At 69.9% G+C, this 12476-nt stretch carries 16 protein-coding genes and 2 pseudogenes; 11 read left to right on the forward strand and 7 right to left on the reverse strand.

The window, feature by feature from the left end; all coding sequences use genetic code 11:
• Positions 1 to 5: 5 nt before the first annotated feature.
• On the reverse strand, positions 6 to 569 hold the full coding sequence (locus C3488_RS20085) for a MauE/DoxX family redox-associated membrane protein (RefSeq protein WP_103841314.1): 564 nt from the start codon (positions 567 to 569) through the stop codon (positions 6 to 8).
• Positions 570 to 574: 5 nt separating this feature from the next.
• Complete coding sequence (locus tag C3488_RS20090) at positions 575 to 1312, reverse strand: BTAD domain-containing putative transcriptional regulator (protein ID WP_181139095.1); 738 nt, start codon at positions 1310 to 1312, stop codon at positions 575 to 577.
• Between the two features lie 357 nt (positions 1313 to 1669).
• On the opposite strand from C3488_RS20090, the gene C3488_RS42610 reads away from it, so the two are divergent.
• Together C3488_RS42610 and C3488_RS42615 are read left to right on the forward strand one after the other, a co-directional pair.
• Complete coding sequence (locus tag C3488_RS42610; protein ID WP_374955440.1) at positions 1670 to 2224, forward strand: transposase; 555 nt, start codon at positions 1670 to 1672, stop codon at positions 2222 to 2224.
• A gap of 13 nt (positions 2225 to 2237) precedes the next feature.
• Positions 2238 to 2336: pseudogene (locus tag C3488_RS42615) on the forward strand (3-oxoadipate enol-lactone hydrolase); the annotation flags it as partial.
• Positions 2337 to 3192: 856 nt separating this feature from the next.
• Here the strand turns inward: C3488_RS42615 and C3488_RS20100 are convergent.
• On the reverse strand, positions 3193 to 3687 hold the full coding sequence (locus C3488_RS20100; protein ID WP_258053519.1) for an SPW repeat protein: 495 nt from the start codon (positions 3685 to 3687) through the stop codon (positions 3193 to 3195).
• 569 nt (positions 3688 to 4256) lie between these two features.
• On the opposite strand from C3488_RS20100, the gene C3488_RS20105 reads away from it, so the two are divergent.
• The 3 genes from C3488_RS20105 to C3488_RS20115 are packed head-to-tail and all read left to right on the forward strand — an operon-like array spanning position 4257 to position 6130.
• Positions 4257 to 5480: a PP2C family protein-serine/threonine phosphatase gene (locus C3488_RS20105; protein ID WP_103841320.1), complete on the forward strand. Its 1224-nt coding sequence runs from the start codon at positions 4257 to 4259 to the stop codon at positions 5478 to 5480.
• A gap of 28 nt (positions 5481 to 5508) precedes the next feature.
• On the forward strand, positions 5509 to 5883 hold the full coding sequence (locus C3488_RS20110) for an STAS domain-containing protein (RefSeq protein WP_103841322.1): 375 nt from the start codon (positions 5509 to 5511) through the stop codon (positions 5881 to 5883).
• A 52-nt stretch (positions 5884 to 5935) separates the two neighbouring features.
• On the forward strand, positions 5936 to 6130 hold the full coding sequence (locus tag C3488_RS20115; RefSeq protein WP_103841324.1) for a hypothetical protein: 195 nt from the start codon (positions 5936 to 5938) through the stop codon (positions 6128 to 6130).
• Positions 6131 to 6733: 603 nt separating this feature from the next.
• On the opposite strand, the gene C3488_RS20120 is transcribed toward C3488_RS20115, so the two are convergent.
• On the reverse strand, positions 6734 to 7102 hold the full coding sequence (locus C3488_RS20120; RefSeq protein WP_103841326.1) for a hypothetical protein: 369 nt from the start codon (positions 7100 to 7102) through the stop codon (positions 6734 to 6736).
• Complete coding sequence (locus C3488_RS20125; protein WP_258053520.1) at positions 7099 to 7824, reverse strand: YqjF family protein; 726 nt, start codon at positions 7822 to 7824, stop codon at positions 7099 to 7101. Before C3488_RS20125 ends, C3488_RS20120 begins: the two co-directional genes overlap by 4 nt.
• Before the next feature lie 430 nt (positions 7825 to 8254).
• Between C3488_RS20125 and C3488_RS20130 the strand changes: the two genes are divergently transcribed.
• Entirely contained in the window at positions 8255 to 8443 is a 189-nt protein-coding gene (locus C3488_RS20130; RefSeq protein ID WP_146067897.1) for a hypothetical protein, read from the forward strand.
• Positions 8444 to 8507: 64 nt separating this feature from the next.
• Here the strand turns inward: C3488_RS20130 and C3488_RS20135 are convergent, their stop codons facing one another.
• Together C3488_RS20135 and C3488_RS40620 are read right to left on the reverse strand one after the other, a co-directional pair.
• Positions 8508 to 8873 (reverse strand): cytochrome d ubiquinol oxidase subunit II, encoded by a 366-nt coding sequence (locus tag C3488_RS20135; protein WP_258053521.1) that lies wholly within the window; start codon positions 8871 to 8873, stop codon positions 8508 to 8510.
• Positions 8874 to 9189: 316 nt separating this feature from the next.
• Positions 9190 to 9330 (reverse strand): Rho termination factor N-terminal domain-containing protein, encoded by a 141-nt coding sequence (locus tag C3488_RS40620; RefSeq protein WP_181139096.1) that lies wholly within the window; start codon positions 9328 to 9330, stop codon positions 9190 to 9192.
• Positions 9331 to 9524: 194 nt separating this feature from the next.
• Here C3488_RS40620 and C3488_RS41650 point away from each other — a divergent pair, with 194 nt between their 5' ends.
• The 5 genes and pseudogenes from C3488_RS41650 to C3488_RS20155 all read left to right on the forward strand — a co-directional run bounded on the left by C3488_RS41650 (position 9525) and on the right by C3488_RS20155 (position 12219).
• On the forward strand, positions 9525 to 10061 hold the full coding sequence (locus C3488_RS41650; protein ID WP_374955441.1) for an alcohol dehydrogenase catalytic domain-containing protein: 537 nt from the start codon (positions 9525 to 9527) through the stop codon (positions 10059 to 10061).
• 47 nt (positions 10062 to 10108) lie between these two features.
• Positions 10109 to 10252, forward strand: a pseudogene (locus C3488_RS41655) (glutathione-dependent formaldehyde dehydrogenase); the annotation flags it as partial.
• A 280-nt stretch (positions 10253 to 10532) separates the two neighbouring features.
• On the forward strand, positions 10533 to 10682 hold the full coding sequence (locus tag C3488_RS41660; RefSeq protein ID WP_258053522.1) for a hypothetical protein: 150 nt from the start codon (positions 10533 to 10535) through the stop codon (positions 10680 to 10682).
• Positions 10683 to 10754: 72 nt separating this feature from the next.
• A complete protein-coding gene (locus tag C3488_RS20150; RefSeq protein ID WP_103841330.1) occupies positions 10755 to 11693 on the forward strand; it encodes a Rieske (2Fe-2S) protein in 939 nt (312 codons plus the stop codon).
• Complete coding sequence (locus tag C3488_RS20155) at positions 11677 to 12219, forward strand: DUF1360 domain-containing protein (RefSeq protein ID WP_103841332.1); 543 nt, start codon at positions 11677 to 11679, stop codon at positions 12217 to 12219. The genes C3488_RS20150 and C3488_RS20155 overlap by 17 nt, the downstream gene beginning before the upstream one ends.
• The last annotated feature ends 257 nt before the right edge of the window (positions 12220 to 12476 follow it).

Genomic DNA, 12476 nt, shown 5'->3' on the forward strand with positions numbered 1-12476 from the left:
GGCTCCTACGGGAGGTCGGTGGCGCGGGTGGTGGAGGCGGTGGGCGCGGTGAACAGATCGGCGATGTCGTCCAGGCCGATCACGACGACGGCCAGTACTGCACCCGCGGCCACGGACACGACCAGCTCGCCGCCCGCTGCCCGCCCCGGACCGGAGCCGGTGACGACCAGGGCGCCGACGGCGGCCAGCAGCAGTCCGCTGTTCCTGACCAGGTGCAGTACGCCGAGGGGGCGCCCGGTGCGGCCGAAACAGGCGCAGGTCACGGGCGGACCGCCGCGCCGTACCGTCCGCACCACGCCGATGGTGAGCACGGCAAGGACCAGCGAGGCAAGGAGCAGCCCGATCACACCGGCCCGCGTGCCGGGCAGCAACAGCAGGCCCGCGGCCACGCCTTCGGCCGTGATGGTCGCGTACGCGAGCGGGCGGCGCAGGCCCGGGGTACCAAGGCCCATATCGGCGAGCGTGGTGAGGAAGGCACGGAATCCGGCGGGGCGTGCCTTGCCCACGGCGGATGCGGCGAAGACGACGGCGACCAGAATGTGACAGACCGTCAAGAACGCGGTGGCCATGGTGCTCACCCCGCGAGCAGCTGCTGATGCAGCCGGCCCAGACAGGCATCGGGTTCGGTGCCGAGCTCGCGGCGGAAGACGGTCCGCGCCGACTCGAACGCGTCCGTCACACGCCCTGGTTCGCCGAGGTGGTGATGGGCGTTCAGGACGAGCAGCCAGCTGCGGATGCGCAGCGGCTCCGCGGCGAGCACCTGCCCCGCCGTACGCAGTGCGGAGTGCGGCTGGCCGACGCCGAGCCAGGCATCGGCCAGATCCTCGGTGGCCCGGATGCGCTCGGCGTCCAGGGTGCGCAGCGGGCCGTCGAGCATGCCGTACCGTTCGACCCCGGGGGCCGCGTGGTCCGAACTCCACAGCGCCAGCGCGGCGTTGAGCAGCTCGATGGCCCGGGGCGGGTCGTCGGTGACCGCGCTGCGGCCCCGGTCGGCGAGCCGCTCGAACACCAGATGGTCGACGGCGTCCGGCGCTACCTGGAGTTCATAACCACCCTGGTGGCTGATCAGCGGGGCGGTCACCGGGAGCCGTCGGCGCAGGAGATGGGCGTACGAGCGCAGGTTCGCGACGGCGGAGCGCGGCGGCTCGCCCGCCCACAGGGCGTCCATCAGGTTCTCCAGGGACACCACGCTCCCGGGCCTGAGCAGCAGCGCGGTGAGTAGTGCGCACGGCTTGATGCCGCGAAGTGGCCCCGGGTGCGCGCCGTCGCTGATCTCGATCGGCCCCAGGATGCGTATCAGCGGTGCCTGCACCTGAGCTCCCCTCTGTGACACGTGGGTCGACTTGGGGCACACACGCTATTATCGAAGCGCTTCGAAAGTAACCCTGCTGCAACAGCCAGTACATTGAACGCGCTCTGGTTGATGACGAGTTGAAGAGGCGTCTGATCATCGAAGCGCTTGCCCCGCCCCAGGGCACACGCACGCCGCGGCCGAGCTCGCCGAGGCTGTCGATGTACCACTCCGTCAATGGCATCTTCGATAGGAGTCCCGCGAGTTCGCTCGACCACTCCATGCCCCACCTCGTGGTGGCCAGGTCCGCTTCTGCGACTCGCGGAATGCCCGTCGACCGGTCCTGCCGTTTCCACGGGGCAGGGAGACCCCCGGCCAATGGTGATCTTCGGCGTCGACACCCACAAGCGCAATCACACGGCAGTCGTCATCGATGAACGTGGACGCGAACTCGGCAGCCACACCACCGGCACCACCAGCGCGGACCGGCTGCGCTTACTCGCCTGGGCACATCGCTTCGGCGGGCACCGCACGTGGGCGGTGAAGACTGCCGCCGGCTCTCCCGGCGCCTCGAGGCAGACATCCTCGCAGCAGGCGAGCGGATCGTGCGCGTTCCGCCCAGGCCCATGGTTCATTGCCGCACCGCCCCCCGCCGCACGCACGGCAAGTCCGACCCCATCGAACGATCCTTGGGGAGGGCGCTTCACGCTTTGCTGCAACCCGGACCGCCTGGAAGCCGTGCCGAAGAAGGATGCTCTGCGCGCAGGGACCTGGAGTGCGCGCGAGCCAGGAGGACGCACCGTCGCCACGGCCGCGCGTACACGCCGGAGAACTCGTATCTGGATTCCCGCGGGTTCCGGCCGTGCCGGTGCCGCGCCGAGAGGATCGGGAGCCGCCGGGTCCCCCGGCCGTATCAGCCTTCGCGGTACGTGAAAGGGTCTGAGGCGTGAGTGAGACACCGTCGAACACCCTGCAATACCGCTTTGACGGGCCGGAAGAGGCTCCCGTCCTGATACTGGGTCCCTCACTGGGTACCACATGGCACAGGTTGTAGGGACCGTCTTTGGGCGTCCAAGTCAGTCCAGGGCGGGTGCGCAATGGCAGGTCATGGCATCGCCGTCCGGGGGAGTCGGCGTAGTTGGTGACAGACGTGTGACAGCACCCGTGACAGGGCCGGTGATAGGGCGAGGCCCCGCCAGGGGGCATCCGGCGGGGTCTCTCCCGTAGCCCATGAGACGAAGATCCACCGGAGTGCTCCGGTGGAGCTTCGTCTTGAGCCCGACTGTGCTTGCGCGCATGAGACGTCGGGCTCCTCAGGCAGTTCGCGTTCCTCGATGCGCTGGAGGACGCCGGATTTGCTATCGCAGCCGCCAAGACGGATGCCGCGTGCATAAGCAGTACGACGGTTTCGACGCGTCATCGCTGGGTCGCGGCGTCTCGACCGGCTTGAGGTCCTGCGCCTGCTGAACAATGCGCTCGCTCACGAGGGGTTCGCAGAATTCTGCGGATACGAATCGACTGCGTGCCTGCCGTGTGGCTTGCTGCCCAGGGTGCAGGACAAGCTCAGGCTGCAGGGCAGCCGGAAACTTCCCGCCGGTTGTCGGGCCTGCGAGCGGAAGGCGGCAGTGTCATGAATAGGGAAGATCTGGCGATCGGCCCGAACGGTGGACGGATCACAGTCGACGGGTACCTCAAGATGGTGGCGCAGGCTCTCGCGGAACGCGGGTACTGCGCTATGCCGGAACTGCCTGATCTCCTACCGGTACGCACGTCGCTGCACGACGTATATGCGCCTCTGAAGACGTCGCAGGCCCGACATCATTGACTCCGGCTTTCTGTCGGGCCGGCGGCACATGCGTAGGACGGCGTCCGGGCAGTCGCCGAGCTGGAGAGGAAATGGCTCAGCTGCGGCCGGAGGTGTCGGTGTAGGGCGTCGACATACTGCGGCGCGCGCGGGACGACTCCGCTGCGCGGACCGCTGCGCTGGCGGCCATGGCCAGCAGGAGGGCCAGTGCGCCGGTGATGACGTTGTTGACGATCGTCTTCGTCGTGTCGACGTTACCGGCGACCACCCAGGGGGCGATGATGGCCCATACGCCCAGGGCACAGCATGCCCACGCCATGCTGTGCGTGCGTTCGTAGGCGCGTCCGAATCCTCCGCTCATCAGGACCGCGTAGGCGATGCCGGTGAGCAGGTTGCTGACGGCCAGTGTCGACAGAGCGTTGAAGCCCGTGATCCAGGGCGATGCCGCGAGGTACAGACCGGTGAGGAGCGCCAGGGTTTCGATGGCCTGTCCCCTGGGCGTGCTCGTGGTGCGCTCGGCCATCTCGTGCCTGAGTCGCATGTCGAGGATGTCCGGGTGCGTTTCCATCGACGGCCGGGGAGAAGTGGTCATTTTCTTCACCTTCAAAAGGGACGTGCATTCGGACTTCTGCGAGTACCCGCACGGGGAATCGCAACCAGCCGCCCGGTCTCTGGACCGTCGAACGGATTGCTGCTTTCGCTTCGAAGCTCATCCGGAGCAGGTGGAGGACAGGGCAACCGGGGGATTGACCAGTCGATCGCGGCGCCACGATCTCACCGCTGCGCGAGAGCTCCGCCACCCGGTCAGGACGGCGCCCAAATGGCGCCGGCCGCCGGCTCGACCCGGGCGGTGCCTCCCTGTGCGTACCTGACGCTGGGAACGTGACCGGCGTCCCCGATGCGCGGGTGTCGCAGGCGGCCAGGGGTGTGCTGATGACCGATCCTTCGGCGCCGACGGAGCCGACCGAGTATGTTGTGATCAGGTCTCGGGCCGTGACGCGTCGGTGGCGTGTCCCGGCGGCGCCGGGCGGCGCCGTCCGCGGTAGTGATCACTGCTCGTACGAGGGCCGGAAAGGGGTCGTCCCATGCGATGTCCCTGCCGTACCCCGGTGCAGGTCGCCATGGCTTGGACCGGCCCCCGGCGGCCGAACAGGATCTGTCATGGTTGACAGGGCCGCAGCCGCCCTGGCACTGGTGCGGATGCTCCAGGCCGGTCACACGGTCACGCTGGAGCAGCTTCCGGATCTGGTCGCCGCGCACGCCGCAGAGGCCGGACTGTACGACACGGCCGTCTACGTCGTCGACATCCGTGAGACGGTGCTGCGTCGGCTCACCGGCAAGGGGCATGATGCCGCCGGGGGAGGGCAGGAGTTCACCGTCCAGGGCAGTCTGCCGGGCCAGGCGTACCAGCGTGTGGATGTGCTCGCCGAGTCCGCATCGGCCGCCTCACCGGGCGGGCGGCGGCGGTGGTGGGTGGCTGTCACCGACGGTGTGGAGCGTCTGGGCGTGCTCCGCGCCGACAGCGACACCGATGACGAGCCGATCCGTGACATCCTGCGCGATCTCGCCTCGACCGCGGCATTGCTGCTGCTCAGCAAGCGTTCCTTCAGCGACTCCTACGCGCGGCTGGTGCGCACCGAGCCGATGAACGTCGCCGCCGAAATGCAGTGGAACCTCACCCCGCCGCCCGCTTATGCCGGACATGACGTCACCGTCGGGGCGGTGATGGAACCGGCGTACCAGGTCGGCGGTGATGCCTTCGACTACGCCGTTGCCGACACGACGCTGCACCTGGGCGTCTTCGACGCCATGGGCCATGACACGACCGCCGGTATCACCGCGAACGTCGCCGTGGCCGCCTGCCGCAACGCCCGACGCCAGGGCGCGTCGCTGACCGAGACCAGCGAGCAGGTGGAGCAGGTGCTGCTGGAGCAGTTCAGCACCAGCCGCTACGTCACCGCCATCCTGGCCGACCTCGACATGGTCAGCGGGCGGCTGACCTGGATCAACCGCGGTCATCCCCTCCCGATCCTCATCCGCGACAACCGCTGGACCATCGAGCTGGCCTGTCCGCCGGCCGGCCCCATGGGTACCGATCTGGGCCTGCCGGTGACCCAGCGCACCGAACACCTGCAACCCGGTGACCGCCTGCTGCTGTACACCGACGGGATCATCGAAGCCCGTGACGCCTGCGGTGACGAGTTCGGCCGGGACCGGTTCGTCAGCTTCATCCGCCGTCACCATGCGGGTCGGCACACGCTGCACGAGACCCTGCGCCGGCTCATGGCGGCTGTCATGGAACACAACGCCGGGCGGCTCGCCGACGACGCCACCGTCCTGCTCACCGAGTGGCGCGGCGGGCACCAGGACGAACTCACCCCGTGAGGCGCACCGGCCGGGACAGGAGGTTCGCATGAGCACCGACCCGCCCACCCCTGACCGGCGACAGACCACTCCTGTGGACGTACAGGTGCGCACGTCGGCCCCTGACCGCTTTCTGGTGACGGTCACCGGCCATCTGGACCTGCACACCGCCCACCATCTCGCCGACGTGCTGCAACCGCTGCTGGGCCACGACGGCCATACGGTGCTGGTGGACCTGTCCGGCGTCACCTTCCTCGACTCCACCGGACTGACATGTCTGATCACCGCCTACCGCACCGCCAGGAGCACCGGCGTCCGTCTCGCGCTGGTTGCACCGAGCCAGCCGGTGCTGAAGATGTTGCAACTCACCGGCGTCGACCAGGTACTCGACAGCTACCCCTCCCTGGATGCCGCGCCACCCTGACATCTCAGACCGATACCGCGATACTCGGGATGGTGGAGGGCAAGGCGGCCGGATGCAGACGATGCTTCGGCTCTGCTCGACGGACGAGCGCCCACCCGGCTCCATGAGCTGCTCGAACGAGCCCGGCAGCAGCACGAGACGATCGGGGAACCTGCAGCCCCAGCCCGCACGGCTGCTGCAGATCACGCAGACCTCCGAACTGTTCCCGCCCGGCACCACCGCAGCGTCGGCTCGGATGAGGCCCTGACCGTCTGAGGCGAACTTACCCGGTGGCGTCCCACGGACCCGGAGCGGGCACACTCACCCCATGTGCACCACGGGGGCGACAAGGCGGCGACAACGGTGTCGGCAAGGCGGTCGTCATCGCGTTCGCCCGGGGGGTGCGGATCTTCTGCTCTCCTACCTGCCGAAGGAGGAAGAGGACGACCTGGGACACCGCGCACTGGCTGGAGTAGGCCGGGCGCGAGGCGGTCCTGGTGCCGGGGGACCTGGCAGATAGGGCGTGGCGTACTGCCGTGAGGTGATCGGGCGGGCGGTGGACTCGGACCGGCGGAGGAGTCCGCACGGATCTCCCGTCCAAGGATCAGTCGGATCACCGCTCCCGCGGACGGCGTCGTGGACGACGGCGCTGATGTCATGCTGCGGGGTGGTGAGCGCATCGGCCCTCACCACCCGGCGCTCGATGACAACGAACACGGCAACCTGTGCTGGGCGGACCGGTACACGGCGTTGAACCCGACGTGGCCGGTCGCGTCCGTGATCAGATGGGCAGGGCTGGGAGCGGGCAGCGACTGCATGTCTGGCTGTTCTGCCCCGTCGCTGGTTCGTCCACGCCGCGCAGGGGAGACGCTCATGCGCTTGCGGGCCCGGCCAGTCGGCCACAGCGGAGCCATGCCGTCAGCCATCCGGCCTGCATGGCCGCGTCCAGGAGGTAGGTGGGGCGGATGCGGCGTCGCGGCACATACAAAAGGTCGATCGCCAGCAGGGTCATCGCAGTTCCCACACCGGTGCGGCGGGCCTGGCGGAGTCCGTCGGTCGTGGGCGGGCCGAGCAGCATGCTGCAGCCTGCCGTGGCGAGCAGCCCGGCGGTCGTCTGCTGCAGCCACTCCTCCGACTTGGGGCCGAAGACCCACTCGAAGCTGCGGAGGTGCAGCAGTGGCCAGCCGCCGCCGACCAGGTTGAACAGCCCTTGTGATCGGGCCACCCAGATGGGGTTCATCCCTGCCTCCTTGGCTGCGGCCGCACTGGCCGTGAGAGACCGAGGCGCACCTTGTGCACCCCGTCGGAGAAATGCACCAGCGGCTCCTCGGCGGGGGCGGGCAGTCCTGCTGCACGGGTCACGCTCTCGGCGAGGTCGTCGAGATGCGCCGCGCGCAGCGGCCAGGGCTCGTGCTCGACGGGCGTCTCCCACAAAGCGCCCGCGCTCTGCGTGAACGCCCGCCATCGGGACGCCAACCACACGTCCCGGTGCGTAGGGCGGATCGGCGGGCCCGGTCGTACGGTCATGCGGTAAGCCGATCCACCGCCGCACCTCGATCCGGCGTACGTCACGCTCTCACCGCTGCGCGCCAGACGCAGCCGCCCGAGGTGGTACGGCGCCCCGATGGCGCGAGCCGCCAGCATCACCGGGCTGGCCACCTCGATCGACAGGAACCACAGCCCTTCCCGGCCGCCCGGTCCACGCACGTAGGTGCGCAGATTGGTCTCCGGGAAGGCGGCCAGCGCCACAGGGGAGCCGGGAGGGCGCACGTCGGCCATGACGAACGGTGTGAGACCCACCCAGGCGCGCCCGTCATAGGTGTCGACCGTGAGCCCATCGGGCAGCAGGCGTTGGATGAGTTCTGGAGCGTACGCCCAGTGCAGAAAGGTCTGTGTCAGCCAGCCGGCCCGCAGCGCCGCCATGCGGACACGATGTTCCGGCCCGTACGTCACCACGCGCATCGGCTCCTCTGCATGCCCGTGTCCCGACCACGGCGAGTTTGCCGAGATACCGGCGGCTTTCCGATCCGCCGCACTGGGTCGGATCCGGTGGACAAGCCCTTGGTCTGGCTGGAGACCAGCTCAATGACATCTTTCAACGCTACCCTGCGGTCCCGATCGCTACCGGGGCGGTGGCGCGTCATGAGGCGGTCGGTCTCCGCGTGATCCCAGCCCTGCCGCGCCGGCACACTGCTCTGACGGCCCAACTGTTGGGGTCCCGTGAGGATCAGGGGCGCGTGCCGAGTGCGTCGCGGGCTCGGTCCAGCAAGGAGCGAAAGGCCCCAGCGTCCACTGCAGCACGGGCGAACCGGCAGTGGTGGGGTGCGGGTGCGTGGGAGCCGCCCTTTCGGCCGTCAGCAGGCGCCTGCCCATGGTCTGCCGCTGCTCTGGGGTGCAACCGGCTTCCAGGGCCGGGAACTCCATCGCCTCCTCGCGTGCGGCGTGGGCAAGCGGCTGGCAAACCCTGCGCCGGCTCAGCGCCGTCGACGAGCGCCTGGACCCGGCCCGGCTCGACACGCTGCTGGAACGAGCCCGGCAGCAGCAGGAGAGGATCGAGGAGTGGCGCGTCCGCCAGGCCTAGAAGGCGCTGGCCACCACAGCCGGTGAGCTTCTGCGTCAGGGACGTCACAGCCCACTCAGCGAGATCATTGTGGGGACGTGTGGCCGTGCATGTTCGAAGCGTCACCAGTGTGTGCCCGCTGGAAGGTCCCGTACAGCAGCCACAGGGCCGGGATCAGCAGCACTGCGCCGCAGGCGAGGGCGATGAGGCAGGCGGAGAGCACGGCGGGCTGGGAGGCGGCCTGGTCCACGGTGAGGCTGCCGACCAGCATGGCCGGGTACTGGGCCGCGCCCCAGGCCCACAGGATCGCGGCGACGGCCAGCGCAGCCGCTCCCCGGACCGCGACGTATCGCCGCCGCGTCAGCAGGCTCAGGCCCACGACACCGCTGACCGCGCTCAGAACGATCAGCGGCAGTCGTTCACAACCACTCTCCCGCCGAAGGACCGTCACCGCAGGCTGCCCCGGCACTCACTGGAGCCAGCGTGCGGCCACTTGGGGGTAACCCGGACGTGTCATGGCAAACCGACCTGGAGCATGAGCCGCTCGTCTGCCCACATGTGCGGCACAGAAGCGCGCCGTCACTTTCCAGATCGGCCAGGGCGAGGAAACCGGAGGTCCAGAATCTCGTCCGAGTTCCGGGCGAACATGACAGACGAGGCTGCTGCCCTTCCGGACAGCCGCCTCGCCGCATCAGCCAAGTCGCCCCGGCAAGGGGCAGAACCCCGCCCGCGTTGTTCAGGGCGGACGACCGAGCAGGCTGCCGCTGTCACTGTTCCGAGTCGCGCTTTCCCCTGATCGCGTCGACGAGTTCTTCCTTGCGCATGTCGTGAACGCCGCTGAGGCCCTTTTCGCGGGCCATGTCGCGTAGTTCGTCCACATTCATTTCGCGGAGTTGCTCTTCGGACACGTCGGTTTCGCTCGCCGCCGGGCAGCCGCCACTCGAAGACGCTCCGGCAGGGGTCGTCGCGCTGGGCGGCGACGTCGAGGCGGGAGAGGTGCTGCAGCCCGACGCACCGCCCACCACGCACGACACCATGGGCGGCAGGCTGGTGGGTCTGCTCAGCCGCCGCGCCGGTGGGGAGGGGGTGCTGTGAAGGCCCTGTGTTGGGAAGGCGTCAACAAGCTGTCCGTAGAGCAGGTGCCCGATCCCGCCCTGCGCAACGACCAGGACGTGATCGTACGGCTGATCGCCGGCACCACCTGCGGCTCCGACCTGCAACTTATCGGCGGCTACATCCCGTTCATGCGCTCCGGGACGTCATCGGTCACGAGTTCCTCGGCGAGGTTGTCGAGGTCGGCCCGGCGGTACGCCGCCACAAGGTGGGGGACCGGGTGGTGGTGTGCTCGTTCGTCGGGTGCGGCCGCTGCTGGTACTGCACCCACGACCTGTGGTCCCTGTGCGACAACACCAACACCAATCCCGGCATCGGTCAGGCCCTGTTCGTGCCGACACCGGCGGCATCTTCGGCTACTCCCACGCCATGGGCGGGCTGCGCGGCAGCCATGCCGAGTACGTGCGCGTGCCCTTCGCCGACTACGGGGCCTTCCCCGTACCGGAGGGCGTCGACGACACGAGCGCCCTGTTCGTGTCCGACTCGGTGCCCACGGGCTGGATGGGCGCCGATCTGGCCGGGGTGAAGCCCGGCGACGTGGTCGCAGTGTGGGGTTGCGGGGCCGTCGGCCAGATGGCGGCACGCGCCGCGATCCTGTTGGGCGCGGAACGTGTGATCTCCATCGACAGGATCCCCGAGCGTCTGGAGATGACCGAGCGGCACATCGGCAGCGAGGTCATCGACTACACGAGCACCGACGTCGGGGCGGAACTGCGCGAGCGCACCGGCGGCCGTGGCCCCGACGTGTGCATCGAGGCCGTCGGCATGGAAGCCCACAGCGACAGTCCCGTGCACCTTTACGACCAGGTCAAGCAGCAGCTGCGGCTGCAGACCGACCGTCCCACCGCCGTACGGCAGGCCATTCACGCCTGCCGCAAGGGCGGTACGGTCTTCGTCCCGGGCGTGTTCGCCGACGCCGTCGACAAGTTCCCCCTCGGCGCGCTGATCAACAAGGGCCTGACCGTGCGGGGCGCCCAGCAGCACCCGCTACATCCCGATGCTGCTGGACCGGCTGGCGGCCGGAGAGCTGAGCACGGCGCACCTGGCGACCCACACCGTGTCCCTGGACGAGGCGCCGCGGGCCTACGAGAGGCTCAAGGAGAAGGAGGACGGCTGCGTGCGCGCGGTGATCCGGCCGGGCGACTGACCGCTCCGTTTGCCGTCCGCGCAGGTGGGGACCCGGCCGACCATGAGCACTACGCCACTCCGCCGCCCCCGGATGCGGCAGAGCCGCCTCCTGTGGCTGCTGGACCGCTTGGAGCGGGAGCCCAGGGCCGACGCGGTGATCGACCGGGCCCGCAAGGGGGTGCGGGCCCTGCCGCTCGGCGACGGGCGGGGCCTCCTGCACGGCAGGTGGTTGGGGCACCCGGTGCATCCGCTGATGGTGCAGGTGCCGATCGGCAGCTGGCTGTCGGCGGCGGTACTGGACCTGTACCCCGGCCGCTCCCGCGAGGCAGGCCTGCTGGTCGGCGTCGGCCTGGCCTCCGCCGCGCCCGCGGCCCTGGCGGGCTGGGGCGACTGGGCGGAGCTGCACCGCCAGCAGCAGCGCGTCGGGCTGGTACACGCCCTGGCCAACTCCACGGCTGTCGGCCTGTACGCCGCCTCGCTCACCTGCCGCGTCAAGGGACGGCACGCAGCAGGCCGGGCCTGCGGCTTCCTCGGCCTGACGGCGGTCGCACTCGGCGGCATGCTGGGCGGCCACCTGGCCTACCGCCAGGCATCCGGCACCAACCACGCCGAAGAGGTCCCGCACGTCGTCACCCAGGGCTGGCACCGGATCGGAGCCGTGGCGGACTTCCCGGTCGACCGGCCGGTGCGGCGCAGCGTGGACGACGTCCCGGTCCTGGTCGTCCGGGAGACAGGTGGGGCGTTCCACGCCCTGGCCGAGCGGTGCAGCCACCTCGCTGGGCCGCTGTCCGAAGGCACGGTCAGCGACGGATGCGTCCAGTGCCCCTGGCACGGCAGCGTCTTCCGGCTCTCGGACGGCTGGAACGTCCGCGGCCCCGCCACTGCCCCCCAGCCGGCCTTCGACACCCGGATCGCCGACGGCCACGTCGAGATCCGCCTGCGCCAACAGGACCGGGACAGGCGGGCGCCGGACGAGGTCGAAGCAGGGCAGCGACGCACGGAAACGGGAGCCCATGGGCACGACAGCTGACGGCCGTCTCGCGCGACGTCTGCACGGGCTGCTGCAGCGGACCGGAAGGGTGTACGCGGCAGGGCACGACCGGCCGCTGGGCGGCTACCTCGCGGCCATGGCGGGCTTTGCCGCGTACACGACGGCCTGGGCCACCGCCGTACGGCTCCGCGGCCGACCGCTGCCCGACCGGCCCGAACCGTGGGACGTGTTCCTCACCTCGGTCGCCACGTTCCGGCTCAGCCGTCTGCTGACCAAGGCATCGGTCACCAGCCCGCTGCGCGCCCCCTTCACCCGGTACGTCGCCCCGCAGGGCCCGGCCGAACTGCACGAGGAGGCACAGTCCGAGGACGTCAGGCACACCGTCGGTGAACTGGCCACCTGCCCCTTCTGCATGAGCGTCTGGGTGGCCTCCACCCTGACCGCCGGCCAACTGCTCTGGCCGCGCGCGACACGCACCGCCATGGGCGCCCTCACCGCCCTGGCCGGGGCGGACACGCTGCAACTGGCCTACAGTGCGCTGATCGAGAAGACAACAGGCGAGTGACCCGCCAGCGGAAGGCGGTGCGGGAGCCGGAGCCGTCGTCCAGGAAGCCGGGCCTGGACGGACGAGCGGGACCGCCGGCCCGCGTCCGGTGGTGGCGGGTCGCGCGGGCGGCGGCCAAAAAGACCGGGGCGTGGGAGTGAGGGTGGCACGGGCCTGCAAATCTGCTGTGTTCTGCCAGCTGCTGGTTGTTCCAAGGGCGTACGCGTTGCGCGGGCGCACCCACCGCGCGGGTGAAGCCGGTGGCAGAGGGTACCCGC

Source organism: Streptomyces sp. Ru72, assembly GCF_002920635.1.
Lineage (GTDB): Bacteria > Actinomycetota > Actinomycetes > Streptomycetales > Streptomycetaceae > Streptomyces.